The 25,368-nt window shown below is 52.1% G+C and carries 21 protein-coding genes and 5 pseudogenes; 12 read left to right on the top strand and 14 right to left on the bottom strand.

Features of this window, described 5'->3' with window-relative positions; translation table 11 throughout:
• Positions 1–119 precede the first annotated feature (119 nt).
• The 8 genes and pseudogenes from gtdA to PSEBG33_RS28620 all read left to right on the top strand — a co-directional run.
• On the top strand, positions 120–1,160 hold the full coding sequence (gene gtdA / locus PSEBG33_RS16310; RefSeq protein ID WP_005787159.1) for a gentisate 1,2-dioxygenase: 1,041 nt from the start codon (positions 120–122) through the stop codon (positions 1,158–1,160).
• Positions 1,161–1,182: 22 nt separating this feature from the next.
• A complete protein-coding gene (locus PSEBG33_RS16315) occupies positions 1,183–1,881 on the top strand; it encodes a fumarylacetoacetate hydrolase family protein (RefSeq protein ID WP_005787157.1) in 699 nt (232 codons plus the stop codon).
• Between the two features lie 57 nt (positions 1,882–1,938).
• Positions 1,939–3,255: an MFS transporter gene (locus PSEBG33_RS16320; protein ID WP_005787156.1), complete on the top strand. Its 1,317-nt coding sequence runs from the start codon at positions 1,939–1,941 to the stop codon at positions 3,253–3,255.
• A 10-nt stretch (positions 3,256–3,265) separates the two neighbouring features.
• On the top strand, positions 3,266–3,907 hold the full coding sequence (gene maiA / locus PSEBG33_RS16325; protein ID WP_005787154.1) for a maleylacetoacetate isomerase: 642 nt from the start codon (positions 3,266–3,268) through the stop codon (positions 3,905–3,907).
• Between the two features lie 69 nt (positions 3,908–3,976).
• Positions 3,977–4,135 (top strand): annotated as a pseudogene (locus tag PSEBG33_RS27215) (transposase); the annotation flags it as partial.
• Between the two features lie 83 nt (positions 4,136–4,218).
• Positions 4,219–4,578 carry an IS66 family insertion sequence element accessory protein TnpB gene (gene tnpB / locus PSEBG33_RS16330; RefSeq protein WP_005787153.1) on the top strand — a complete coding sequence of 120 codons (360 nt, stop codon included), beginning with the start codon at positions 4,219–4,221 and terminating at the stop codon, positions 4,576–4,578.
• Between the two features lie 18 nt (positions 4,579–4,596).
• Positions 4,597–6,108: pseudogene (gene tnpC / locus PSEBG33_RS27965) on the top strand (IS66 family transposase).
• A 45-nt stretch (positions 6,109–6,153) separates the two neighbouring features.
• Positions 6,154–6,854 (top strand): annotated as a pseudogene (locus PSEBG33_RS28620) (IS5 family transposase); the annotation flags it as partial.
• A gap of 104 nt (positions 6,855–6,958) precedes the next feature.
• On the opposite strand, the gene PSEBG33_RS16335 reads toward PSEBG33_RS28620, so the two are convergent.
• The 4 genes from PSEBG33_RS16335 to PSEBG33_RS16345 all read right to left on the bottom strand — a co-directional run bounded on the left by PSEBG33_RS16335 (position 6,959) and on the right by PSEBG33_RS16345 (position 9,322).
• Positions 6,959–7,528, bottom strand: a complete 570-nt coding sequence (locus PSEBG33_RS16335) for a hypothetical protein (protein ID WP_032803433.1) — start codon at positions 7,526–7,528, stop codon at positions 6,959–6,961.
• A gap of 164 nt (positions 7,529–7,692) precedes the next feature.
• The gene (locus PSEBG33_RS16340; protein WP_157264143.1) at positions 7,693–8,289 is read right to left on the bottom strand and encodes a hypothetical protein; all 597 of its coding nucleotides are present in this window, start codon (positions 8,287–8,289) and stop codon (positions 7,693–7,695) included.
• A gap of 41 nt (positions 8,290–8,330) precedes the next feature.
• On the bottom strand, positions 8,331–8,816 hold the full coding sequence (locus PSEBG33_RS29315) for a GH39 family glycosyl hydrolase (protein WP_005787144.1): 486 nt from the start codon (positions 8,814–8,816) through the stop codon (positions 8,331–8,333).
• Entirely contained in the window at positions 8,789–9,322 is a 534-nt protein-coding gene (locus PSEBG33_RS16345) for a hypothetical protein (RefSeq protein WP_005787142.1), read from the bottom strand. The genes PSEBG33_RS29315 and PSEBG33_RS16345 overlap by 28 nt, the downstream gene beginning before the upstream one ends.
• A 659-nt stretch (positions 9,323–9,981) precedes the next feature.
• Here PSEBG33_RS16345 and PSEBG33_RS27200 point away from each other — a divergent pair.
• Together PSEBG33_RS27200 and PSEBG33_RS16350 are read left to right on the top strand one after the other, a co-directional pair.
• On the top strand, positions 9,982–10,590 hold the full coding sequence (locus PSEBG33_RS27200) for a hypothetical protein (protein WP_032803431.1): 609 nt from the start codon (positions 9,982–9,984) through the stop codon (positions 10,588–10,590).
• Between the two features lie 225 nt (positions 10,591–10,815).
• Positions 10,816–11,703 carry a LysR family transcriptional regulator gene (locus PSEBG33_RS16350; RefSeq protein ID WP_005787139.1) on the top strand — a complete coding sequence of 296 codons (888 nt, stop codon included), beginning with the start codon at positions 10,816–10,818 and terminating at the stop codon, positions 11,701–11,703.
• 191 nt (positions 11,704–11,894) lie between these two features.
• Here the strand turns inward: PSEBG33_RS16350 and PSEBG33_RS27960 are convergent.
• The 8 genes and pseudogenes from PSEBG33_RS27960 to PSEBG33_RS16385 all read right to left on the bottom strand — a co-directional run bounded on the left by PSEBG33_RS27960 (position 11,895) and on the right by PSEBG33_RS16385 (position 21,722).
• A pseudogene (locus PSEBG33_RS27960) lies at positions 11,895–13,064 on the bottom strand (XdhC family protein).
• A 37-nt stretch (positions 13,065–13,101) separates the two neighbouring features.
• Positions 13,102–14,295 (bottom strand): xanthine dehydrogenase family Fe-S subunit, encoded by a 1,194-nt coding sequence (locus PSEBG33_RS16355; RefSeq protein WP_005787135.1) that lies wholly within the window; start codon positions 14,293–14,295, stop codon positions 13,102–13,104.
• Positions 14,292–15,134, bottom strand: a complete 843-nt coding sequence (locus PSEBG33_RS16360; RefSeq protein ID WP_005787133.1) for an FAD binding domain-containing protein — start codon at positions 15,132–15,134, stop codon at positions 14,292–14,294. Before PSEBG33_RS16360 ends, PSEBG33_RS16355 begins: the two co-directional genes overlap by 4 nt.
• A complete protein-coding gene (locus PSEBG33_RS16365) occupies positions 15,131–17,515 on the bottom strand; it encodes a xanthine dehydrogenase family protein molybdopterin-binding subunit (protein WP_005787132.1) in 2,385 nt (794 codons plus the stop codon). The genes PSEBG33_RS16360 and PSEBG33_RS16365 overlap by 4 nt, the downstream gene beginning before the upstream one ends.
• A gap of 175 nt (positions 17,516–17,690) precedes the next feature.
• Complete coding sequence (locus PSEBG33_RS28615; protein ID WP_087945236.1) at positions 17,691–18,626, bottom strand: alpha/beta hydrolase; 936 nt, start codon at positions 18,624–18,626, stop codon at positions 17,691–17,693.
• Between the two features lie 213 nt (positions 18,627–18,839).
• Positions 18,840–20,336: a UbiD family decarboxylase gene (locus PSEBG33_RS16375; protein ID WP_005787129.1), complete on the bottom strand. Its 1,497-nt coding sequence runs from the start codon at positions 20,334–20,336 to the stop codon at positions 18,840–18,842.
• 297 nt (positions 20,337–20,633) lie between these two features.
• On the bottom strand, positions 20,634–21,248 hold the full coding sequence (locus PSEBG33_RS16380; RefSeq protein WP_005787128.1) for a nitroreductase family protein: 615 nt from the start codon (positions 21,246–21,248) through the stop codon (positions 20,634–20,636).
• Positions 21,249–21,329: 81 nt separating this feature from the next.
• A complete protein-coding gene (locus PSEBG33_RS16385) occupies positions 21,330–21,722 on the bottom strand; it encodes a DoxX family protein (RefSeq protein ID WP_005787126.1) in 393 nt (130 codons plus the stop codon).
• A gap of 405 nt (positions 21,723–22,127) precedes the next feature.
• Between PSEBG33_RS16385 and PSEBG33_RS16390 the strand changes: the two genes are divergently transcribed.
• Both PSEBG33_RS16390 and PSEBG33_RS16395 read left to right on the top strand, forming a co-directional pair.
• On the top strand, positions 22,128–22,400 hold the full coding sequence (locus tag PSEBG33_RS16390) for a CopG family ribbon-helix-helix protein (RefSeq protein WP_005787124.1): 273 nt from the start codon (positions 22,128–22,130) through the stop codon (positions 22,398–22,400).
• A complete protein-coding gene (locus PSEBG33_RS16395; protein ID WP_005787122.1) occupies positions 22,400–22,675 on the top strand; it encodes a type II toxin-antitoxin system RelE/ParE family toxin in 276 nt (91 codons plus the stop codon). The genes PSEBG33_RS16390 and PSEBG33_RS16395 overlap by 1 nt, the downstream gene beginning before the upstream one ends.
• A 220-nt stretch (positions 22,676–22,895) precedes the next feature.
• Here the strand turns inward: PSEBG33_RS16395 and PSEBG33_RS16400 are convergent.
• Together PSEBG33_RS16400 and PSEBG33_RS16405 are read right to left on the bottom strand one after the other, a co-directional pair.
• A pseudogene (locus PSEBG33_RS16400) lies at positions 22,896–23,804 on the bottom strand (IS3 family transposase); the annotation flags it as partial.
• Positions 23,805–25,154 (bottom strand): IS110 family transposase, encoded by a 1,350-nt coding sequence (locus PSEBG33_RS16405; protein WP_005787119.1) that lies wholly within the window; start codon positions 25,152–25,154, stop codon positions 23,805–23,807.
• Positions 25,155–25,368: the final 214 nt, after the last annotated feature.

The following is a 25,368-nucleotide window of genomic DNA, read 5'->3' as shown; positions in this document are numbered from 1 at the left end:
GTGTTTTTTGATATGCCTTGATCGCAAAATAGCATTATTCCTGCATTGGTTGATTAACAATAATCCAGGTCATCACTTGGCGGGCTAGACGGCCCGCTCAACATGCCTGGGTAGGTCAAATGAATAACAACACTCAACAGACCCGCGCTGATTTCTATCAGCGTATCGACAAGCATCACCTGTTCCCGCTGTGGGAGCAGCTCCACAATCTCGTACCCCACCAGCCTGCAGATGTCTGCCAACCTGCAATGTGGCGATACTCAGAGCTCCGTCCTTTCCTACACGAAGCCGGTGAGCTAATCACTGCTGAGGAAGCTGTACGTCGCGTGCTAGTACTGGAAAACCCATCGATTCGGGGCCGAGCCTCCATTACTTCGAGCCTGTACGCCGGCCTGCAAATGATCCTGCCGGGTGAAATCGCCCCTAGTCATCGACATACCCAGTCAGCCCTTCGCTTTGTAGTGGAGGGGCGGGGAGCGTTTACGTCGGTGGACGGTGAGCGTACCGCCATGGTACCTGGCGACTTCATCATCACACCTTCGTGGACATGGCATGACCATGGCAATCGCCCCCAAGCCCAGGGAGGAGAGCCTGTGGTGTGGCTGGATGGCCTGGACATCCCAATGGTGCGCTTCTTCAGTGCGGGGTTTGCAGAAAACCATGATCTCGCCGCTCAGCCATTGACTAGGCCAGAAGGGAACAGCCCAGCGCGATTCGGGCACAACATGTCGCCCGTCCGGCATACCGTGAATGGCCGCACTTCGCCGCTATTTAACTATCCCTATGCCCGAAGCCGTGAAGCGCTTGACACACTGTTGCGCCACGAGGCGATTGATCTCTGCGAAGGTGTGAAGCTGCGTTACATCAACCCGCTGACGGGCGGGTGGGCCATGCCCACAATCGCGACCTTCCTCCAGTTGCTGCCTGCAGGGTTTAAAGGCCAAGCGGCCCGAAGCACCGATGCAACTGTCTATTCCGTAGTAGAGGGGCAGGGCTCGGTTCAGATTGGTGAGCAGACGTTCACGTTCGAACCGAAAGACATTTTCGTAGTGCCCAGCTGGATTCCTGTGTCCTTTACGACGCAGTCCGAATGCGTGTTCTTCAGCTTCTCTGACCGTCCTGTGCAAGAGGCCCTTGGCCTTTTGCGCGAATCTCGTTGACCTTATCCCCCAGAGGTATTTCATGACATACGTTGTAGCTCCACAAGCAGTTACTGCACTCGCAATCCATGGTAGCGATGACACATTCCCTGTTCGCCGCGTGTACTGCGTCGGTCGCAACTACGCAGCGCACGCGCGTGAGATGGGGTTTGATCCTGACCGCGACCCTCCGTTCTTCTTCTGTAAGCCAACCGACACCGTCGTTCCCGTGCAATACGGTCACACACTCGAACTGGCTTACCCCAACGAGACGAACAACTACCACTATGAAATCGAATTGGTCGTCGCGATCGGCAAGGGCGGTAGCAACATCGAGCAAGCCGATGCACTGGGTCACGTATGGGGCTATGCAGTTGGTCTCGACATGACACGCCGTGACCTGCAGATGAAAATGCGTGAAATGGGGCGTCCATGGGAAATCGGAAAAGCATTTGATCGCTCGGCTCCAATCGGCCCCATTCATGAGGCGGCCAGCTTCGGCGACGCGACTCAAGCCGGTCTCTGGTTGAAGGTTGATGGCGAAGACCGCCAACGGAGCGACGTCAGCCATTTGATTTGGTCTGTCCAAGAGACCATCGCGTGGCTGTCCCGCTACTTCGAGCTGCAGCCTGGCGACCTGATCATGACCGGTACGCCAGATGGCGTCGGTGCGGTTAAGCGCGGCGAAGTGATGACGGGCGGCATTGATCGCCTAGGTGAGATCGAAGTCCGCGTAGTGTAAGAAACGCCGGCTGATTCAGCTGGCTACTACGTTTTTTCTATGCTCGCCGAGGTCATCATGTCTGCAGCGCAAAATAAAAATAGTGTGGACGTTCAAGATTTCATCAACAGCCAACCGATTGGCCGCCTTCACTTGCTAGTGATCGGCTTGTGCTTTCTCGTGACTGCCGTTGATGGATTGGATACTGCTGCCGTCGGCTTCATCGCACCAGCGTTAAGAGCTGAGTGGGCCTTGCCCCCTGAACAGCTCAACCCTCTTCTAAGCGCCGCCTTAGTCGGGCTGATGCTCGGCGCCTTTGGGGCAGGCCCATTGGCGGATCGCTTGGGGCGCAAGCGACTCTTAGTCGGGTGCGTCCTGCTCTTCGGGGGATGTAGTCTGGTTTCGGCGTTTGCTCACAATGTCGAAATCACGCTGACCTCAGAGTACTGCCCTTCACGAAGACGCAGCTTGATGGTGACGGGGATGTTCTGCGGGTTCACTTTGGGATCGGCTCTGGGTGGTGTCGCCGCGTCACACTTGGTTCCACTGTACGGATGGCGTTCTGTTCTCTTGCTGGGCGGCACGCTTCCGATTCTCTTGGTGCCCCTTTTGATGTGGCTAATGCCTGAGTCGGTGCGCTACCTGGTCTTACGTGACGCTTCTGACGCGCGCGTCGCCAGACTGTTAGGACGCCTTGGCCAGCAACCTGAGCAAACTCGGACACAGTTCTTTTTAAATGAAGAAGAGCAGGGCGGCTCCGTTGCACCAAGCGCAGTTATTTTTGGGCCAAAGCTACGTTTAGGTACCTGCCTGCTCTGGGTTAACTTTTTCACGAGTCTATGCATCATCTACGTAATTACCAACTGGTTACCGACACTGCTCACCGACAACGGAAGGACAATCAGTCAGGCCGCTTCGATCAGCTCGTGGTTCCAGGTTGGCGGCACGATGGGGGCGCTTTGTCTCGGGGCTGCCATGGATAAGTTGGACAGGTGGCGGGGGCTGACATTTGCCTACCTGGTGGGCGCAGCTGGGCTCGTAGGGATTGCACGATTTGCAGATCACTACCTGATCCTCATCCTCTGTGTCATCACCCTCGGCTTCTGTATCAGTGGATCGCAAGTGGGTGGCAACGCGCTTGCTGCAGCATTTTACCCGACCTCAGGCAGGGCCACTGACGTGGCTTGGGCTCAAGGGTTGGGCCGAATAGGTGCAATCACGGGGACTATCCTCGGCGGCTCGCTGATCGCTAGCGGATTTGGATTCACCACCATCTTCACACTACTTGCGCTGCCCGCAGCGCTCGGCGCTTTGGCCATTTTCGCAATGGGTCAGCACTACCGCGTGCCCCGAAGCACCGAGTCGACCAGAGCTTCAAAAATTCTTCAGCGTTGAGGGACAATGTATGCAGCTTTTCAGTTTTTGCCACAGCTCCACGTCTTATCGAGTGCGTATTGCGTTGGAGTTGAAGGGACTTCAAGTCGAGTATCGACCAGTCAACCTGCGAGCTGGTGAGCAGCGCAGCGCCGAGTACTTGGAGCTAAACCCAGGAGGCGCCGTACCATTGCTCATCAGTGATGATGGTCAAGCACTGAGCCAGTCTCTGGCGATCATCGACTTTCTGGACGCACGCTATCCCGGGGTTCAGCTCTTACCCGCAGATCCCGTTCAGCGCGCACGAGTGCTGGAGATTTCCAATTTGATCGGCTGCGATATCCACCCGCTCAACAACGTCAGGGTGCTCGGCTATCTGACCAAACGGTTGGAAATCAGTGATAATGCTCATCAAGAATGGTACAAGCACTGGGTTGATCTGGGGCTTGCCGCGGTTGAAGTGCTCCTGAACCTTCACGGTGACGGGCCATACTGCTTTGGCGATCAGCCAACAGCAGCTGATTGTTGCCTGATCCCCCAGATTACGAATGCCTTGCGGTTTGGAGGAGACGTAGAAAAGTACCCGCGCTGCATGAGCATCTACCAGCATTGCATAGAAAATCCTGCCTTCCAGCGGGCGGCCCCAGCAAACCAGCCGGATTTTGTACCCTAGGTTCTGTACGAAAACCCACGAAACATAGATTTCTGTAAAACTCATTGCCATTACAGCCAGGAGGCCAAGATGGCAAAGCGGTATGAACTCCCTGACATAGCCTGGGATCTAGTTGCTGATATCTTTACTCAAGCCCGACACACTGGGCGCCCTCGAATCGATGATCGCCTGATGCTCAACGGCGTGCTTTGGGTGCTCTGCTCGGGAGAGGCCTGGCGAGACATGCCGTAACCGCTCCATGAACTACACATTCAAAGCGCTTAGCTGATCCCTGATGCTGTGCTCCCGATTCCTTCTGGAGCCCATTTGCCATGATGCGAGCCGATGCCAAAGTCGAAAAAGTCTATTTGTATCCCAAGCCTGTCGACTTCCGAAAATCCATCGACGGCCTGGCTGCGCTGGTCGAGCTGCACATTAAAGTTGCGGTTTTTGATCCCGTGCTTTTCGTCTTCCTCAACAAGCCCCGCAACCGAGTGAAGATTTTATATTGGGAGCGCAACGGCTTCTGCCTCTGGCTCAAACGGCTGGAGTCCGAGCGATTCAAAACCTCGCCCGATGTCACCGAAGAGGCCATTGTCCTGACCGTCCAGGAACTTAACTGGCTGCTCGACGGTTTTGACCTCTGGCGTAACCGTCCCCATCAGGTTTTGACGCCACGATTCGTGGCCTGATTCGGTATAATCCAGGGCATGATTTCGATGCCCAAAGACCCTCCTAACGACCCCGCGCTGCTCAAGCAATTGCTCGAGCAGATGCTGCTTGAGCGCGAGTCCAATAAGGGTCGCATCGTTCATCTTGAAGAAGAAAACGCGCTGCTGCGCCAGCGCCTGTTCGGGCGTAAGTCCGAGCAGACAGCCGATTCGGCAACGCCACAACTTGCCCTTTTCAACGAAGCGGAAAGCATCGCCGAACCTGTCGACGAAGACACAGAAGAAGAGGTTGTCTCTCCGGCCAAGCGTCGCGGCAAACGCAAGCCGTTGCCTGCCGACCTGCCACGTATCGAAGTTAACCACGAACTTCCCGAGCATGCACTGACTTGCGTCTGCGGCTGCCGCAAACACGCCATTGGCGAAGAAGTGAGCGAGCAGCTTGAAATCGTGCCGATGCAGATCCGTGTGATCAAACACGTTCGTAAAATTTACGGTTGCCGCGACTGCGAGACAGCACCGGTCACTGCGGACAAGCCGGCTCAATTGATTGAAAAAAGCATGGCCAGCCCAAGTGTTCTGGCGATGCTGCTAACCACCAAGTACGTGGACGGTTTGCCGCTTCACCGCTTTGGAAAAGTACTAAGCCGCCATGGCATCGATATTCCACGTCAGACCCTGGCTCGCTGGGTTATCCAGTGCGGTGAGCACTTCCAGCCGCTGCTGAATTTAATGCGCGATAGCCTGTTGGCCAGCTGGGTCATCCACTGCGATGAAACACGCGTGCAGGTGTTGAAAGAGCCTGATCGAGAGCCGAGCAGTCAGTCCTGGATGTGGGTGCAAACTGGAGGCCGCCAGACAAACCCGTGATCCTTTTCGATTACTCCACCAGCTGGGCGCAGGAGGTACCGACGCGCCTGCTCGATGGCTACTGCGGCTATCTCATGACCGATGATTACGCCGGTTACAACGCGTTGGGCGCACGGGCCGGAGTTGAGCGTTTAGGGTGCTGGGCTCATGCTCGGCGCAAGTTTGTTGAAGCACAAAAAGTGCAGCGCGCCGATATCGCGCTGAAGCTGATCAGCAAGCTATACGGCATCGAGATCGCCTTCAAAGAGAGCAGCGATGAGGGGCGGAAAAATGGACGTCAGGATTTAAGTCTCCAAGTGATGAGGGAGCTTAAGGCCTGGATGGAAAAAACGCTCCCATACATGACCACGCAGAATGCACTGGGTAAGGCTGTAACCTATCTGGCAAACAACTGGAGCAAACTGGAACGGTACGTCGAAAGGCTACCTGCCCATCGACAACAATACCGCCGAGCGCGCGATCCGGCCTTTCGTCATCGAAAGGAAGAACTGGTTGTTCAGCGATACGCCCAAAGGCGCGACGGCAAGTGCTCAACTTTACAGCCTGGTCGAGACCGCCAAAGCCAACGGCCAAGAGCCTTATGCGTGGCTGCGCCACGCACTGGAGCGCCTGCCACAAGCATCCTCGGTCGAAGATTACGAAGCCCTGTTGCCGTGGAACTGCAAGCCTGGACCGCACAGATAAACGCGCCGCCCACTTTTGACTAGGTGGGGTTTATGGAGCGCTTACGACATGCCAGAGCGCTTTGGCCCTTGGTCAACGGTGTATCAACGGTTTCGCGACTGGCGCAATTGTGGCGCTTTCGATCAGATGCTCAAGCGTCTTCATATCCGGTTGAACGAGCAGGGCTTGATTGATCTGAAACCTGGATGATCGACTCCACTGCCGTTCGCGCAACCCGAGCCTCATCAGGCGCTGGAAAAAAGGGGCCTGAAGAACCGCAAGATCACACGCTCGGACGCAGCCGGGACGGCCTGACAACCAAAGTCCACATGCTATGCGACGCCAGTGGTGTGCTGCTGCGCTCCCTGTTGTCAGGCGGGCAAGCCAGCGATATTGCCTATGCCCAACCTTTACTGGATGAGGCTTGCATCCCAAGCTTGCGCGGCCGTCCTCGCAAACGCTGCCGATGGCTGTTGGCCGACAAGGGATACGATGCTGAAGCCCTGCGCCGGTACTGTGATCGTTATCGAATGCAACCGGTAATCCCCTTGCGCAGCATGAAACGCAAACCCAAACCGGGTTTGCCCAGATTGTTCGATCGGCCCAAGTACCGGCAGCGCAATATCATTGAGCGCATGTTCGGGTGGCTGAAGGAGAACCGCCGCATCGTTACGCGCTTCGACAAGCTCGCAACAAGTTTTGCGGCGATGGTCTCATTGGCTTGCGCCATGCGGTGTTTGCGACAGTACTTTTCGTACAGAACCTAGGAGCGCCTCTTCAGAGCCCCTAGTGTTCGAAGTTTCTTATAGAGCAGACGTCGGGATTGATCGCTCTGGTTTGATAATCGCATATCTATCTAAATTATTTGCTTTCAATCACCCTTGCCCTTCGGAAAGGATGAGGCAAAATCATCACCACATAACGGTTTAAAGTCTTTAACAAGCGCCGATGTTAAAAATGATATCTTCTGCTCTCTATCGACGTATATGAATTGACCCTTTAGATCGGCTTCACCTTTACCCTTTACTTGACTCCCCCCTCTTAAATCGACCATGTCGTAGTTAACACAATAACCAAGCGCTTTATTGTTAGCATCGTAAATAGAAACAACACCATTATAATGATAACTCACATTTTTTCCGACCAGCATTTTTTCATCAGACGCTTTTTCTTTACCAAACGCACTGGCAAATTCATAAAATGACTCTAGATACTCCGAGTTCATTCTTTGCGAAACATATTCTAAATCCTCGCTCGTGGATTTTTTTTGTGTTGAACCTGCCCGCACAGCGTCGACTACATACGCCTTCCATTTATTTATTTCCGGCAACTGTTTGACAACGCTACCAACGACATTCAACTTACTCATAGCCGAGCAGCCACCGAGCAAAAGCACGGCCAAGATAACAGAAACGGCATATTTTCTCACATCAAACTCCATACTATAGTTCATAATTAGACAAAATCACGTCAACATACACTTACGTTTCGACACCCCCACACCATCGATGAGAAACAGGGGGCATGTTTACCCCCATACCTTCCGAACATCAATTTACAGACAACACTACAAGAAAAACCATCAAATTGCAACCGCCTCATCATTTAACTTAAATCAATCTCAACAAGAAGTACCTGGTACTCTTTAAATTCCGGTCGATTGATTGATAGCTTATTATTAATGATCGTCCCTTTTTCGGGGCTAGTGGCGTTAGTCGTAAGCGACTCATCATCCAAAGTGGTAACAATATCTCCACCCGCAGACAGCCACGAAAATTTCGCTTCGTAACTCTTGACGCCAAATGAGACAGGAACGTCAAGGCTTAGTACTAGCCCTTTATTATCTTTATAGTCGAGCTTCTGATTCTCCAAGCCCCCTGCGGGAAAGCCGGGGGCTTTAGCTATTTCAGATGGGTAAGGACTTTTAAAATTCGAATAGTACCAAAGACCAACATCACTCCCAGGACTACCTCTAAGTAAGTCTTTCTGAATAGCATCTATATCGGTGGATTTTGTATCAATTTCATATTGTTTGTAGTTATACTTTTTCGACGTAATATACTCCCTATCAATCCTATAGTTTGATATTAAAATTTGTAGTTTTCTTTGACCCTTGCTGTCCAGTGGTTTGTCTGTGCCAGCCAAGCTGACAAACCCAAGAGTATCTTGTTTGTAATCATAATCCGGATTTGTGCTGCCCACCTGCCCAGGGGTCTCTATGTCTAGCCGATACGGTGTGCTTCTCATTTTTTCAAAAGCAAGAAATGCTTTTGCTGCATAAGTATAGTTTTTTCTTTATTGATAAAGCCAAGATGCATAGCGTCACACCGATAAAAATAGCTTTTATCAATATGTGCATCCTGCATATAAATTAAACTACTGCAAATAAGCGATGCGGTTTGCATTACTTGAGCGGCAGAAACCCTTCCAGTATCGACCAGCGGGGTTATGTGCCATTCTGTAAGGAAAGATTTAGTCGTAATAAATCCCTTGCGGTTGAGCAAATCCCTTACTTTTTTACCAAGTACATAACAGTCAAAGGGGTCTGATGATCCATCACAGTAATGATGCCATGAGAAAAAATCCAGAGGAACATTATTGCTTTTACAATAATCAAGCAGTCCATCTACATACCCTTTGTCGTTTGCAGCAGGGTTGGCGACGCCAGACGTCCCCACTTGTATGCTCGCATCAACGGATTTTATTTTTCTTGCTGTTTTGGCATACAATTCATAAAAACTTGAGCAGTCCCATTGTAAAAGTCACCCAAGTCAGGCTCGTTCCATACCTCAAAGTACGAAACTGGCTTTCTTAATTGGATGAGGGGTTTTCCCTCATATTTAGTTGCCCAAGTAGCTACATAAAACGCCTTTTCTGCAAACACCTCAGGGTCTGGGATTTTATTAGATGCCCCTAAAGAGCGACCAACCCTATAAAGAGTTTCGACGTCGCTCCCTAAATTGTCATAATGATTATTAATGTATATGGGGGTGGCCAGAGCTTCTATCTTGCATACCTTGGGGTCAAATGGATTAGCCGCGGACATTTCATCTGAGGATAAGTCTTTATGGAGTGTGACTCTGGAATTGGCAATGTCCGCCATAAGTTTTTTGGCTTTATCGAGGTTGCTTGGTTGAACGGAGTACACTGGCTGTGACAGATTTTTTGGATCTATATTAGTATCCGCATCCGACAATCCAAACCAATCGTGCGTGCGAATATCCTTAATCCTCATGGCCTTGTATCTATCTCATAAGTCGGGATAGCCTGGAAATAGTTTTTTAGCGGAACCATTCCCACCGCTCAGCATAACTATTTGTTTAGAAATTTGATTTTCACGTAGAAAAATATTAATCGTTTTTGGAGTATCAGCCATGACGCAGCCCTCTGATTGATAAAAATAATTGCCGATCGGTTGATGATTTGCTTGTTACTCTATGGATAAAGTTTAACGGTGTGCCCTCAAAGAGCTACCCGCTACTGGACTGGGTTATCGATGATCGAAAAAAATAGCCATTAACAACAATATGGGACGTCACGCTTTCGAGTCGGCATAACAACCCGTTAACTGCCTCTGGCGCCTAATCAATCTCAGCAAAAATTTCCATAGTTCTTATGTAACAAACGCCAATATTTTCTTAAGAAGGACAAAATATAAAGCCACAAAAATGAGAACCTTCCTGCCAAAAATGAGAAGCAATTTACCTGCTGGCTCTGTTGTCGGAGCAATTAGAGATTGAAAATCGTCAACGCCTCCTCTACCGTTTGACTTGCTACGCTAGGGACCAGCTCAGAGACTCTCAACGAGCCGAACTATTTTTTCAGCACCATGTCCCATGGTTAATGAAATTTTCATGCCTTATCCGACCACACAATTAAACGGTGATTTAAGTAATGACCTCAGGGAAATTGCTACTGCTCGTTATATCGTTACCATTCTTAATTTCAGGCTGCTCTGCAATAAATTTCATTTCAGCTGTTTGGAAGGTGGCACCTATTATCAACGAAATAGAAAAATGGGATCACTATGCTAATGAAAAAATCCCGCAGGTAGCGACACGAAAAAAAGCAAGCTCGCAAGAAATAGAGCTTGTCGACAAACGACTAAAAGTCGAACTCCCCAAATCGATAATACGACTGGGCAAAAACGTCGGAAAAAATGTGGACCCGGACAAAAAACGCGCCCAAAACGATGGCGAGCTAAAATTTAAATATCTGAATATGATCACGCTTAGAGATAAATCCAACGAGTTACTCGGCTACTGCATCCACTTTGATTTTATTAGTCCGACTGATACTGCCGAGCTAAAAACTAAATCCTCCAGCAGCTTTTTCTATTTGGACGCAACACAAGAGCTGTCTATTCTGGCGCAAGGGGAAATTTTTATGAAATCACTTTGCGGCGATGCATTTTACTCAAGCCTACCTACCGATTTAAAAATAAAAGAAAGCAATAAACCTATGCCTGCTGGAAAGGCTTCGCTCTCCCATTCGGCTCAATAACACTGCGTACTGCGGCAACCACGAGGAGTGGTGCCGATGAAGGAATCGGTGGCTATTCTATTGTCAGGCATCATTTGACTAACAGCAGCCTTGGAGGCTATGCCCCTAATATCACCCCTCATGAGGCATGGCGTAGCCTCTCGTTGACCCTAAAAAGGTAATTAAACGCTCAATGAGATAAAATGACGTAAATATTGAATGCTCTAAAAACGAGAAGGGCCACACATGGATTTCAACGCAGTCCGTATGTTCGTCAGCGTGGCTCAAACCGGTAGTTTGTCCGCCGCAGCCGAGCGCCTAGACATCCCATTAGCAACCTTGAGCCGACGCATTCGCGAGCTTGAACAGCAACTGAAAGTGCAATTGCTCGAGCGCTCAGTACGCGGCACCAAGCTCACCGACTCGGGGATACGTTTGTATGAGCATGCCAGCCGTGGCATCGAAGCACTGGTCGAGGGTGAACTAGCAGTACTCAATGATCAGACGCGGCTAAAAGGGCGCTTGCGATTGTCGCTCCCCCCCTCGTTTGAACCCTGGTGGGAAGTCTTGGCCGCATTTCAACGCCAATACCCACAAGTCCAAGTCAGTGTCCATACAGGCGCTCGACGTATAGACCTGATCGAAGACGGGGTTGATGTAGCTCTACGAGTTGGCATGATCAGCCACGAGACCATGGTCGCTCGCCACCTGATAACCTATCGCCACGTGCTAGTGGCCAGCCCGGCATTAATTGAGCAACGGGGTGTGCCTGTCAGCGTCGAGGCCTTACACGACTATCCTTGCGGCGTATTTACCCAAGGCCGCCAGGGAGTGTGGCAGTTGGGAGACAAGGCGATCACACCAGAGGCAATACTGTCGACCAATGACTATGCTCACCTACGCAGCCGTGCGCTGGCCGGCGATCTAGTGACAGAACTACCACCTTTTCTGGCAGCAACTGCGATTCACGAAGGGACACTACAGGCAGTGCTGCCCGACCACCCATTGCCAGAACAGCAAATCAACCTGCTCTATCCCTCACACCGTCATCCGTCAGCTATCGTTCGGGCGTATCTGGCATTTGCACAGGGCTATGTGGAGTATTTGGCAAATGTATCGTCGACGAATCGTTGATTCGGGTGGTACAGCAGAAAGCCGATCAACCTAACGATTGCCGCGATCAGGAGGAAGAAAGGACTCGCTCCTGCACTACACATTGCTGCGTAATCCCCCTAAACCTCGAATGCAATATTTAACCTCCATAACTTTCGAACTACGCGTCTGAAGCAATCGGTTGACCATCTACCATTGAAGAGCAGGCTGACTCACTGGCTTCGTGAATGGTCGTTTTGCGGAGTTTCAGCTTCCCGCCACTGCGCCCATTGAGGTAGGCGGTGATCTCGCCAACAATGGCCAAAGCAACACTCACGGGGGGTATCGCCTCCCAAATCCAACCCCATCGGGTAGTGAAGCCTGGATAGTGCTTGCGGTAGAGGGCTCACACCCATATCTTCGATTAGTCGTTCTGTTCGCTCGCGGGGCCCTAATTGTCCAACGTAGGTCGGTGAACAGTGCAAAACGTTTTCCAGCCAATACCGATCCTACAGATAGCTATGGGTCATGACTACCATTGCGGCACCGTCAATCGTACTGGACAGGTTGAAGGGTTGATCCACATGCACAACCATTACCTGGCTAGCAGCAGGAAATCTCTCTAGGCGAGCATAGTGCGCACGTCCATCCACCACCACCACCACCACCACCACCACCACCACCACCACCACATGCCAGTTCAGCTCCCTGGCAAACCACACCAAAGGCTGGGCATCATGCCCCGCACCGAAGATTACCAGCCGAGGCTGTGGCGCAATGTACTCAAGGAATACCTCGACTTCATCTGAGCCACTCGCGTAGGTTATCAATCGGGATTGTTTACGATCCAGGGTACGGTGTAAGCCTTCCCGTAGCGTCTGTTCAAGCGTTGTACAATAAATCCCCTCATGCGGGTTCAGGTCGGAAACCAGCCCCATCCGCGCGCCCACTCGTACGCGAGATCTTGGGCACGCCGAAATGACCGTCGCCAGGGCTGCCGGCAGACCGGTAGCTTTTACCTGTTGAAGCACATTGACCAACAAGTTTTGCTTACCGGCATTTTGGCGTTCAAGTAATACATATATGGTGCCGTTGCAGCCAAGGCCAAATGTCAGCGCCGCGCCTTCATCATCGGCGTCCGTCTCTTCCTGCTCTGCCGTGCTGTAACGACGTACCACTGCTTCGCCTGACTCTGTCAACCACCAAGCTTTTCTGGCCACGTCTTGCTCCAGGCAGCCACCACTGATGGTTCCAATGATCTGACCAAAAAGTGGGATCAGCATTCGAGCGCCAGGGCGCCGATAAGCTGAGCCCTCAACCTTGACAACCGTAGCCAGCACCGCATCTATTTGTGCGCTGTCGGCGTGATTGAGTGCATCGAGCAAGGCGTACAAATCAGACATGACCGCTCGTCCCCGTCATATTCTCAAGATGACCTTTTCAGCCGAACCAACCCTTGATACGGTTCCAGATGATGCTCATACCCAGGGCAAAGACATTCAATTTAGGCGGCTCGGTCAACGGTTTCGCATGGGGGTCCATGCGCAGTTCCACATTACGACCGAAGTCGAGGATCATCCGTGCAACGAAGTCTTTTACCAACCCTGAGCGCGAGAATTGCGCCAAGGGTCCTTGCAGCGAATAGAGCATTTCTACTTCCACCAGCGTGGCCCCCGCTTTACCGGGCAAAACTCGGTAGCAAATCTCGCCACTGGCACGTGATTGGCTGATCGTGTCCTGACCACCGCCCTTAAGCATGCCCAAACGTTGTTCCTCGTTACGCGTCAAGCGCGCCGCGCCGGCGAATTTGGCTGCCATTGGGCCGAATTTGATGGCAATGAAGCCCTTGACTCGCTCGCCATCGTTTTCTTCAAGGTTGGCACCAGGAAGACATCCGGCAACGGCTTCCAGATCAGCCATAAACGCCCAGACCTGTTCAGGCGGATAAGCCACATTGAAGCGTCCATCCATACGGGTTCCACCTTTGACTCCAGCTGGCACGCGCTCGCTCGAGGACTCTAGCGCAGGGCTGGCGGAACGCTCGACATCAGATGTCTGCACGTTGTGCTCTGTGGTAAACGAAACGAAGGTCCCACCACTGGTGGGTATCGCAACACCATGGCCTTTCAGAGCCTGTGCACGTGCAGACCCGATCGCTGCGTCCGGCTGTTCACGCAACTGCTTAAGGACGCTACGAATAGCTTCAACTATGCCCATGTAGCCCGTGCAACGACAAAGATTGCCTGACAGCTCGACGCGAATCTGATGCTCATTGGCCTCGGGCAAACGCAGCAAAATGTCACGCGCTGTGGTCAACATGCCGGGCGTGCAGTAACCACATTGCAGGGCATGGTGCTCAGAGAACGCTTCACGCAAGAGCGCCATCACCGGGTCCTGCTCAAAGCCCTCGACAGTCGTCACCTGTCGGCCTTCACAGGCCACGGCAAAAGTCGTGCAAGAGCGCACGGGCTGACCGTCGAGCAATACGGTGCAGGCACCACAAACGCCATGCTCGCAGCCCAAGTGTGTGCCTGTAAATCGACCCTCCTCGCGAACGAAGTCGCCCAGGTGCATCCTCGGTGTAATGTCACGCTCGAGCACATGACCGTTAACATTGATGCGTACAGACGTCATAGCCGAGACTCCTTGAAAATCGAATCCAGACACCGACTCAAGGCGGTGAGACTTTGTTGCCGCTCCACTGCGTCTTTACCAGGTGTCACACTTGCAATGGCGTTTGCCAACGCGCAAGGTTCAAGTGCTGCGGCTCCAAGACGCGCGACCTCTACCGATAACTCCTCGAGCAATGCAGGTGGACCATCCAGCGCGCCGAGAGCAATCCTGGCCAAGCCACGATCCGGGTCGAATACCGCCGAGCAACTGGCTTCGGCGAACTCACCAGTTTTTCGACACAACTTGTGATAGCCCCAGGTTGCACGCGGTCCAAGACGCGGAATACGCAGCCCGACAATCAGTTCATCCTCAGCCAGCGCCGTGGTATAGGCGCCGAGCATAAACTCGGCCATCGTCAACTGACGCGTTCCTCGAACACTACGTAACTCCACTTCGGCGCCCATGACAAAAGCCACCAACACCCAGTCAGCCGCCGGATCCGCGTGGGCCAGGCTGCCACCAACCGTTCCGCGGTTGCGGATAGCCCGGTAGGCGATCTGGGGAGCGACCTCGGCGAGCAACGTTCCGCGAAGTGTGGCGAACACGCCATCTTCAATCTGTGAGTGAGTAATCGAACCGCCGACCAGCAGCCACTCGCCGTCCTCGCTCACCTGTTGCATCTCGGTAAATCCGCTTACATCCACTACTCGATTCGGACGTGCCAGACGCAGGTTGAGCATGGGGCCCAGTGACTGACTGCCGCCCATGACCTTGATGATATCCCCCGACTGATCGGCCAATGCTTGTAGCCCGGCCCACAGAGTTGCAGGACGTAGATAATCGAACGCAACGGCTTTCATACCGCCGCCTCCCGCTTGTTGCTTTCTGCCCGAGCATCGGCTAACGCCTGTAGCAACCGGCGCGGCGTCAGCGGAGTTTGGACCAGTTCTACGCCAAGATCCGCGAGAGCATCATTAACCGCGTTAAAGATGGCTGCGGGAGGTGCGATAGCTCCACCCTCCCCCATACCTTTGGCACCAAACTCGGTATAAGGAGAAGCCGTCTCAATGTGATGAATCCGCACATTCGGTACTTCGGTCGGACCTGGCAAGATGTAATCCGCCAGCGTAGAGGCCAGTGGCTGACCATTACCGTCATAGGGCATTTCTTCATACATAGCAGTGCCAATACCCTGGGCGATCCCGCCATAGGTCTGCCCCTCCACCAACATCGGGTTGATCATCGTTCCGCAATCCTCCACCACAACGTAGTCAAGGATGTCCACTTCTCCGCTGTCAGTGTCGACGGCAACCAGCACCGCATGGGTCGCGTATGTAAACACTCCAGTATCGACGGTAGGCTTGAAGCCCGTGGTGACCTCCAGCCCAGCGGGGTTAACGTCAGTCGGCAGCGTATGAGGCTTGAGGTACCAAGCAGCCCCTACGTCATCCAGTGACACTGAGCCTCGATCGCACAACACCCTGCCATCTTGCAGATGGACCTGTGCATCTGGTACTCCCAGCAAAAATGCCCCGATGTGAATCAAACGCGGCAGTAACTCGCGACAGGCGCTGGCAATGGCACCACCAGCCATGACCATGGACCGCGAGGCGTACGTACCCGTAGAGAATGGTGTCCGCCCCGTATCGCCATGCAACACCTTAATTCGAGCAATATCGATCCCCAGTATCTGGTGGGCCACCTGGGCTAAGCTCGTTTCCATGCCCTGACCATGAGAATGCACACCTACCCGTACTTCAAGGCCACCGTCCGGTGTCATACGCACAGTCGCCTGCTCGTGACCGGGTATAATCGGAGTTCCCCAGCTAGCGAATACCGAAGTCCCGTGGGCTGATTGCTCGGTATAGGTCGCATAGCCAAGACCAATGCGACGACCGTCAGCTTCACCCCGATGCTGCCGCTCTCGAATCGCCAGTGCATCGATCATTTCCGCGGCCTTGCGTAGACTGGCCGGATAGTCACCGCTGTCGAGATGTTTGTTGGCGACGTTAACAAACGGCATTTGCTCAGAACGAACCAGATTGTCCATCCGTACGTCCAGTGGATCACGCCCAACCGCTCGTGCCAGAGCGTCGATAGTCAACTCCATGGCAAAACAGACCCCGGTACGGGCTACCCCGCGGTAGGGCACAAAACCAGGCTTGTTGGTTGCCACGCATTCGGTGACGCAACGGTAACCTTGAAAAGCGTAGGGGCCAGGCAGATTGCCAATTGCCTGACCGGGCTCCAGGCCAATGGTGAACGGCCAGACCGAATAGGCACCGCCATCAATGACGATTTTGGCATCAAGCGCTAACATCCGCCCCTGAGCATCTGCATAAGCGGTCATGACATATTCATGCTCGCGACTATTAGCCCCCGCTGTCAGATGCTCACGGCGATCTTCGATAAAGCGGAACGGCTGCTTGAAGGTCATGGCCAGCCAAGCGACACAAAGCTCTTCCTGCTGCAATACGCATTTATAGCCAAAAGCACCACCAACATCCGGGGAGATCACCCGTACTTGCTCCTGATCCAGTTTCAAACACCGGGACAGGATAGTGCGAATCATATGCGGTACTTGAGTCGCTGTAATGACAATGAGTTGACTCTGGCTGTGATCCCAATACGCTAGAACAGCTTTGCCCTCCATCGGGACCATGCATTGGCGTGCCAGCTTCATTCGGCGCGTGACCGTCACGCTGGCCGTCGCCGCATGCTCACTGAACGCCTTGTCGGCATTCAAGGTGACGAAGCGGTTGCTGTGCCACGACTCATGAATAAAATCATCTGTCGCCGCGACGCTACCGGCTGTGTCGGCATATACAGGTAGGTCTTCATAATCGACCATCACTTGCTCAACCAGATCTTCGGCCTCTGCCCGAGTCGCCGCACAGGTCATCACCACCGGCTCACCAACAAAACGCACCTTACCGCTGGCTAACGGTGGTTGAGACGAGGGCTGATACGTGGGGAGGGTCGAGTCGGCCACGATGTCGCTGACACTGTTCATGTCAGCGCGTACGAATGCTTGCCCCTTCAAGGTTGTCGGTACGTCTATCGAGGTGATCAGGGCGTGAGACAGAGGGCTGCGCAGAAAGGCCACTTCCCGAAGCCCTGGCATGTGGTAGTCAGCAACAAACTTGCCCCGACCGTGCAAATGCCGCTCGTCTTCCTTTCGCCTAACTCGAGCCCCAACCCCCTGACCCGACTTGCCAAAATCCACGTTACCTTCGCTCATATCTAGTTGACTCCGAAATTTCGAAAAGCGAAAAGACGATACTTGCTGCTTTACAGGTAAAATGACTGAATCAAACCTTTAAGAAAAACTAATGACTTACACAAGCGTGCCTATCTTTCTTCGGAAGCTTATATTTACCAAAGCTCCCCCCTGAAAAACCAGACGCGCCCATACCCTAAAAATTATCGAAGATTTTCTTTATAAAATTTGCCACTTGATTAAGTGCTTGCTCACCCATAGGTTGATTATGTTGAGCCTGAAAATATTGTATAAACCCATGCTCAACGTCGTAATAAGTATCCTCCTCTACGACGACGCCGGCTGCTCGCAACTTTTGTGCATACAAAGCTCCCTCATCTTTAATTGGGTCAAACTCCGCAGTAATAATCAAGGCGGGCGGTAACGCCTCCAACTCAGCACGGAGCGGCGCAGTCATCGGCGCGTGATGTTGAGTCGGACTCTCGGGCACATAACATTGAAGCACTAGCTCCATCACATCGCGCGTTGGAAAGCGCCTATCTGAAAGCTTTTTCCACGACTCTGTCTCACCGTAGTTACCAGTATTAGCATAAAGGAGTACTTGCGCTTTAACTCGAGGTCCACCTTGGTCACGCGCCATTAGGCAAACTGCAGCCGCTAAGTTTCCTCCTGCACTATCACCTGCAACAATGATGGATTGTGGATCTCCACCAATTTCGCCTCCGTGTACAGCAAGCCATTGCAACGCAGCATAAGTATCCTCCAGACCGGCCGGGAAAGGTGCTTCAGGCGCCAACCGATAGTCAAGTGACACCACTGTACAATCACTACGATTGGCCAGAGCTCTTAGCATTACGTCATGGGTATCCAAATCACCCGAAACGAAACCACCCCCATGTGTGTATAGCACGATCCCCCGTCGCTGGCCGTCTTGGGCTTGCGCCATCGAAAAAGGGGTATACACGCGTGCGCGCAACATTCGAAGTGGCGCATCGGCAGGAATATCAATATCCGATATTGCAGATACTGGCTCCGGCTTACCTGCCATTGGAATCATCGAACGATAATTGGTCCGCATCTCATTAGCAAAAGCGAGGAGTTTAGGATCAGAACGATATTGCTGATTACGCATAGCGAAGAGCCTATATAAATTAAAAATTAAACCGAGCACCTACCCTCGTGCAGCGGGCAGATCAACTATAACGTTAGATCTAGCATTGAACATACCGCACTCAACTACCTCTCACCACACATGTCATTATACACGCCACCAATCGACGGCCAAAAAAACAGTCAAACAATTCATTATACTCCGAGCCTGACTGCAGTGTAGCCATATACTTTATTAGTTATCTGCGAACCCATAATCCTTCCACCTATCTAATACTTGGTTCACAACTGTATCAGGATAGGAGTGTTTGAACGACGCAGTGGTGGCTCGCATCTCACCTTTAAACTGTTCGGGAAATAGACAATTGATAATTGCCTTACCACCTGCCCCACGCTGCTTATCGTCTGCATTAAGATACGGCACCATTGGAAACTCACGCACATCGGGCAGCGAGTAATGGTCAAAATACGGATGGTATCGAGTTGCAAGACCCCATACAACTTCATCGATATTGGTGACATCAATATCATTACTCACCAAGATTAATTTTGGAATCAGATATCCAGCATGTGAGCCGAACACCACTTCCGAAACCTTGCTCACAAACTCATCTGCAGTGGTATTCATTTTCACGAGGGCGCCAATCTCTACCGACAGCACAGCCCAGCATGTCGCCGCCTCATACGAACACCAAACCATATCGACGGGCAAACCAGCTTGCTGGCAAACCTCAAGCAACTGAGCAGAAATCATAGTTCCCCAAATTGTGTGGTTTTCCTCTGGGGGAAGACCTGCCACACAAATTGGAAGAATGGGGCTATTACGAAATGTCACTGCATGGACATGGAAGATGGGTTGCATACTACCCTGGTGATGCTGATAACCATGGTATTCGCCCATCGGCCCTTCGATGGCCCTTTCAGTCAGACTTATTTCACCTTCCAGTACGATTTCGGCATTTGCAGGAACCATCAGGTTATTAGTTTCAGCTTTGACAACCTCTAGGCCCTGCCCCAGCAAGGCTCCTATGTAACCAGATTCGCTCACCCCCTTCGGCAATGGCATACCCGCAACTGCAAGTGCTGCAGGCGGTGCGCCTAGGACCATGGCCCAGGGGGTGGGTTTACCCTGCAGAGTCCACATCTCTCTTACAATGCCAATATGCTGAGTAGAGATTGCCGGCCCGGTTAAAGAGTTACGGCCATTGAGCATCATGCGCCCAATACCCCAACTGTCCCAAGAACCGTCAGGCGATTGGACAACGTGGAAACCATACGTCCCAAAATAGCGACCGCCATCGGCCTGATGGAGCAAGGGTACGGGGAACTTTGTTAGGTCGACAGCCTCACCAACCCATATATTTTCCTTGACCGGCCCAGTATCTACAACAATTGGCTCTATTGGTTTAGCTTTTACAGCACTTCGGATTTTCTCCACCAACTCCTGTGGTGAGGTAGTTTCAGGCATGCCGAAATGAAGTGCGAGGCGAGAGTATGCCTTTCGTTTTGAGCTGAGCATACCGGCAGGAGCACCTAAAATTCGCGCACCTGGCATTGCCCCTTTAAGCACGTGGAATAGCGGTGCAGGAAGCCGTTTTTCATACACGCGCCGGACGATCGCGGCCACTTCCAGTATTGGATCAACTGCAGTCTTAACGTCCACAAGATCCTCTCGTTGACGTAGCGTATCAACAAATGTGCGGAAATCCAGAGCGCTTTTAATGAGACTCATACTTTAACTCCTTTCTTTATGAGAAGGATTGCCAAGTGATCTGTCCGGAGGTTTGAGGCCGCTAGCCTCATGCTCAAGCATATCCAGAAGGCGACCAACATTCTGAATAACGGCGGCGCCCAATGTTTCCTATCCTTTATAGATAGAGCGCACGCCGGGGAAAACCGTCACACCTAAATCGCCACTAATTTCGCAGATATACTTCTATTCTGTGCGTGAAGCTCAGCGGTAGTAGTCAAGTCAACGCTATAACCGGCAAGGTGTGAAAATAAAAACCGGAGCGATTGCCCTGCCCACTTAAGCGAACTTGAGCACTTCACTGACGGGTTTACGCGGTTTTTTTGGCCAGTTGGCCGTCCCCGGATAACCTACTGTTACCAGCATGACGGGCACATCCGTCGCCTCCAATTCAAATAATTGGCTCACCCCCTGCGAGTTAAAACCGATCATAGGACAGGAGACCAACCCCCTACCTTGCGCGGCGAGCATAAGGGTCATCGCTGCCAGCGAACCTGAGCGGATAGCTTCATCGCGCTGAAACTCAGCATTATTTTTGTACATGTTTTCCGCAGCCCCCAACCAGCCACTGTAAATAGCCTCAGTGATAACGCCAGCCTCAAGGGTAGGCTTTAGTGTAGCCGGCAGTGCCAGATGAGGAGCCAACGTCCCACAAACAATAAACGTTACAGCAGCCTCGACGATTTTCGGCTGGCCATACGCTAACGGCAGCAAGCGGGCCTTGGCCTCATCACCGCGAACAGCAATGAACTTCCAATTTTGCAAATTAAATGCAGACGGCGCATGAGTCGCAAGACTAATCAACTCCGTTATTTCACTATCTGATAGTGTGCGGGCTGGATCGTAGCTACTTGCAGAAGTGCGAACCTTGATGATTTCGTCGATGCTCGGCATGATATATTCCTCGACCGTGAGAGCGATTTAGAGCAGAAGACATTTTGACATGCCCCAAAAGTGAATTTTGTATGACTGGAATCATACTGTATTACGTTTCCCATCAAGGCTAATTTGACCCGCACCGACCGCCGCAAGCAACAACAAGCCACCCACCATGGAGATATTCTTTAAAAACATTGTCAATTGAATCTGATCGTCAAATTGGCTATGAAAAATCAAACCGGTGAGAAGTGAAAAACCGGCCATTAGCAGTGCGACAAGACGGGTACGATAGCCCAACATAATAAGTAAGCCGCTGCCAACTTCAAACAAGACAGTGGGCCAAAGCAAGAAGCCAGGTATATGCACGCTCTCCATATAACCACGAACAGCATCAGGAGTAGCTATTTTTGAAAGGCCGGAAAGTAGAAAGATCAATACAAGCATGATGCGAGCGACCAGCATTACAGCAGCGTTTTGTTTAGCGGTCATTTATTTCTTCCCAAGTCGTAATGGTATGGCAGGCGCATTAAAGCCAAAAGCAATTGGCAGGCCCGTGTTTGAAAGAATGGCCTTTATTTTCTAGTATTCAATTTTAAAAATACACACCTCAAAATGACATGCATCCTATCAAAGATGAGAAGCCGACCTAAGCCCCACCGAAACGCACTCGAGTTAAGTCGCACAGGTAACTCCGCCCAAATGTGTCTCAAATGAATGCGATAAGAAGCTTCTTGTTCTAAACTAACTCAAAGCCCAGCCGTCAGATAATGCACCATAACAGTGAGCCACCTGACGCCCGGTTAAGGTGTAACCCAACCTGCCGGCCCCCTTGACGACGCATAATTATTCGATATGATTCACTTTGAATCGATTGGAAATTTGGAGCATCCCATCATGGCAACCACCGCGAAAACCCGATCTGTCACGGCTCACGTTCCTGAGCAACTGGCACAAAAAGTCGATTTGATGGCAGAACGTCTGGAGCGCTCCAAAAACTGGATCGTCAAACAGGCTCTGTCCGCTTGGATCGACCAGGAAGAGGAACGCAGTCGCCTGACCCGCGAAGCCTTAGCTGATGTTGATGCTGGCAGTGTTATTGACCATCAAGCCGTCCAGGCCTGGGCTGACAGTCTCAGCACCGACACTCCATTGCCGGTGCCGCGCTGATGAGATTGAAGTGGACAAGCAAGGCGCTTTCCGACATGACCAGGCTATATGAGTTTCTGGCTGCGGTGAATCAGTCTGCGGCCGCACGCACGGTACAGCAACTTACGGCTGCGCCGACCACACTGCTGGAAAATCCGCGTATTGGCGAACGCCTGGAAGAATTTGAACCTCGGGATGTGCGCCGAGTTCAGATAGGCCATTACGAGATGCGTTACGAAATAGTGGACGCCACCATTTACCTACTGCGCCTGTGGCATACCCGTGAGGATCGATAGCCCGGCAGAACTAGGGACCTAAACCTCCGCTGGTTATTTGCAGATAGCGTGAGCCCGTCGCGATGAAATCGCTAGCCCGCGCCTTCAAATGTAAGCTCATTTGCAGTTAATGTGAGCGAGAAATGCCGTTGAATGCTAGCCCGCGTGTTTTCAAACGCGAGCCCCTACAGTTAGGCCTCTCTTTGACGAACTCGGTTCAGAGTGAATCGCCCCAGGTTCTCTAGACACCTTGCAAGCTCATTGCGTAACGCTTTTCAAACTCTACCGGTGACAGCTGATTGTTGAAACCATGGCGGCGTTTTGAGTTGTAGAACATTTCGATGTAATCGAACACATCACTACGTGCATCTTCCCGTGTGGTGTAGATTCTCCGTTTGATCCGTTCTCGTTTCAGAAGCTGGAAAAAGCTCTCGGCCACGGCGTTGTCATGACAGTTACCTCGGCGACTCATGCTGGCAACTAAATTGTTTGCCTTCAAAAAGCTGCGCCAATCGGAGCTGCTGTACTGGCTACCTTGGTCGGAATGAACCATCACCTCCTGCTTCGGTTTACGCCTCCAAACCGCCATCAACAACGCATCAATAGCCAAATCACTGGTCATTTGCGGCTTCATTGACCAGCCAACGATCTGACGAGAAAACAGATCCAGCACCACCGCCAAATACAACCAGCCTTCATACGTACGAATGTAGGTGATGTCGGTTACCCAAACCTTGTTGGGTTCCACGACATCGAACTGGCGCTTCAACAAATTGGGTGAGACGACCGCTGGCTTACCGCCGTACTTTCCTGGGCAGCGTCGATAACCTGTCTGAGAGCGCAACCCTTCAAGACGCATCAGCCTTGCCACACGATGGCGCCCGCAAACTTCACCGACCTCGCGCAGATCGTCATGGATTTTGCGATAGCCATAAACTCCGCCGCTCTCCAGCCAGGAATGTTTGATCAAACCCAGCAGTCGCTGGTCGTCTTTGGCGCGTGCAGATTGCGGCTCAGACAACCAGGCGTAATAGCCACTGGGATGGACTTTCAGCGTGAGGCAAAGCCGTCGAATGGAATAGTCGCCGGCGCGCTGCTTGATAAAGGCGTACTTCAGCCGCACTCCTTGGCAAAGTACGCGGCGGCCTTCCTAAGAAACACCCTCCGTTGGCTGAAGAGTGAAACCAAATTCGGCAGCACGGCGATGTAGACCCTTTACGACTCGCTCCCGATATCTCTGCTCGTACTGGTCTGCTCCGGGGTCCTGATAGTTCATACCGAAACGCATCGCGTTATAGAATAAAATCGCAATTTTTCGGGCAGTCGCGGTGACTGCTTTGGCTTTTCCGATTCGAGCTGCAAGGCGTCTATAGAAGGCCCCAAGCGCAGTACTCGTTCTCCCGACTGTGACAGCGGCCAAGCGCAGGTGGGCGGTCACTCGATTCTTGGTTTTCCGAGTATGAGCGGAAAGCACCTTACCTCCACTGATCCTACATCCCGGCGCAAGCGTTAGCCACGAAGTGAAATGATGACAAGTGCGCCATCGGCTCAGATCTGTACCGCATTCGGCGACCAGCCGCAGTGCCAAAAAGGGGCCAATGCCATGTATTTGCGTGAGGTCTACACCGACCAACTGATAGAGCAAGGTGCGAACATCGAAGTTAAGCGCATTGGGTTGCCGGGTTTTATGGCGCGGTTTAGGTAATGGTTCTGACGGACGCACCTTTTCCTGCGAAAGCTTGATGAGCACTTGTGCAATTTGCTGATCGCAGATGAGGAGTTGCGCTTGGTATGCGTCATACATCGTCAGTGCTTGTGACAGGGCAAATGTATGCTCCGGTTGATAATTGCCGACTAGCGCTGCCTTAATGACATCGATACCGGCTTTGCAGCGGGTATCACTCATGGCAGCCAATACTGACGGGCTTCGCTCACCGGCCACAATGGCCCGTATTATTCGCATGCCGGTCACTCCGGTTACGTCCGCCACAACATGGTGCAGTTGCAGATTCATATGTGTGAGGGCTTTTTGCATGTGCTGAATATCCGCGGCCGCGTAGTCAAGGTGGCGCTCTCGCAATCTTAAATAGCTACGTAAAGCCGAGATTTCGCGATCTGGACGGAAGCTAGCTCGAAGTAATCCGCAGGAATGGAGTCGTTGAATCCACTGCGCATCATTCACGTCGGTTTTACGCCCTGGCACCGCGCGAGCATCGCGGGCATTGGCAAGTACTACATGAAGTCCGTGCGTTTCGAGTATCTCGTAAACCGGAATCCAATAAACGCCGGTCGACTCCATGGCGACTGTCGAGATGCCGAGGCTCACCAGCCAGTTAGCCATCCGCTCAAGATCAGCGGTGAAGGCATTAAAGGTTTGAATCGGATCTTGCGCGAGATCCGCTGGAACGGCGACAACATGAAAGCGTGAGCCGATATCAATGCCGGCCGCTCGAGTATTAACTACCGGTAACCCTCTGGTTTTTAAGTCAGAATTTTTCATACGCACCTCCAGTCAAGGGCAGGACTGGACGGGGACTCGGATCAAATCACATTCCTAAACGGGGTCATAGAAGCGCCACCACTAACGGGTCCGCAGCTTCCCCTGGGTCACGTTTTTTGACGGGGACTTAGCCTCCAAAAAGCCAGCGACCACTGTCCAGAAATGTAAGTGTAGTACGTAGTGTTTCTAGCCCAATGGGCCGCGGAGTGCCGGG

It is taken from the genome of Pseudomonas synxantha BG33R (assembly GCF_000263715.2).
Taxonomy (GTDB): domain Bacteria; phylum Pseudomonadota; class Gammaproteobacteria; order Pseudomonadales; family Pseudomonadaceae; genus Aquipseudomonas; species Aquipseudomonas synxantha_A.
This window is presented reverse-complemented; position numbering and strand designations above follow the sequence as displayed.

Coding starts and splice junctions, on each gene's coding strand:
- gtdA (WP_005787159.1), top strand. CDS start 120: ATGAATAACAACACTCAACAGACCCGCGCTGATTTCTATCAGCGTATC.
- PSEBG33_RS16315 (WP_005787157.1), top strand. CDS start 1,183: ATGACATACGTTGTAGCTCCACAAGCAGTTACTGCACTCGCAATCCAT.
- PSEBG33_RS16320 (WP_005787156.1), top strand. CDS start 1,939: ATGTCTGCAGCGCAAAATAAAAATAGTGTGGACGTTCAAGATTTCATC.
- maiA (WP_005787154.1), top strand. CDS start 3,266: ATGCAGCTTTTCAGTTTTTGCCACAGCTCCACGTCTTATCGAGTGCGT.
- tnpB (WP_005787153.1), top strand. CDS start 4,219: ATGATGCGAGCCGATGCCAAAGTCGAAAAAGTCTATTTGTATCCCAAG.
- PSEBG33_RS16335 (WP_032803433.1), bottom strand. CDS start 7,528: ATGGAGTTTGATGTGAGAAAATATGCCGTTTCTGTTATCTTGGCCGTG.
- PSEBG33_RS16345 (WP_005787142.1), bottom strand. CDS start 9,322: ATGAGGATTAAGGATATTCGCACGCACGATTGGTTTGGATTGTCGGAT.
- PSEBG33_RS27200 (WP_032803431.1), top strand. CDS start 9,982: ATGACCTCAGGGAAATTGCTACTGCTCGTTATATCGTTACCATTCTTA.
- PSEBG33_RS16350 (WP_005787139.1), top strand. CDS start 10,816: ATGGATTTCAACGCAGTCCGTATGTTCGTCAGCGTGGCTCAAACCGGT.
- PSEBG33_RS16355 (WP_005787135.1), bottom strand. CDS start 14,295: ATGACGTCTGTACGCATCAATGTTAACGGTCATGTGCTCGAGCGTGAC.
- PSEBG33_RS16360 (WP_005787133.1), bottom strand. CDS start 15,134: ATGAAAGCCGTTGCGTTCGATTATCTACGTCCTGCAACTCTGTGGGCC.
- PSEBG33_RS16365 (WP_005787132.1), bottom strand. CDS start 17,515: ATGAGCGAAGGTAACGTGGATTTTGGCAAGTCGGGTCAGGGGGTTGGG.
- PSEBG33_RS28615 (WP_087945236.1), bottom strand. CDS start 18,626: ATGCGTAATCAGCAATATCGTTCTGATCCTAAACTCCTCGCTTTTGCT.
- PSEBG33_RS16375 (WP_005787129.1), bottom strand. CDS start 20,336: ATGAGTCTCATTAAAAGCGCTCTGGATTTCCGCACATTTGTTGATACG.
- PSEBG33_RS16380 (WP_005787128.1), bottom strand. CDS start 21,248: ATGCCGAGCATCGACGAAATCATCAAGGTTCGCACTTCTGCAAGTAGC.
- PSEBG33_RS16385 (WP_005787126.1), bottom strand. CDS start 21,722: ATGACCGCTAAACAAAACGCTGCTGTAATGCTGGTCGCTCGCATCATG.
- PSEBG33_RS16390 (WP_005787124.1), top strand. CDS start 22,128: ATGGCAACCACCGCGAAAACCCGATCTGTCACGGCTCACGTTCCTGAG.
- PSEBG33_RS16395 (WP_005787122.1), top strand. CDS start 22,400: ATGAGATTGAAGTGGACAAGCAAGGCGCTTTCCGACATGACCAGGCTA.
- PSEBG33_RS16405 (WP_005787119.1), bottom strand. CDS start 25,154: ATGAAAAATTCTGACTTAAAAACCAGAGGGTTACCGGTAGTTAATACT.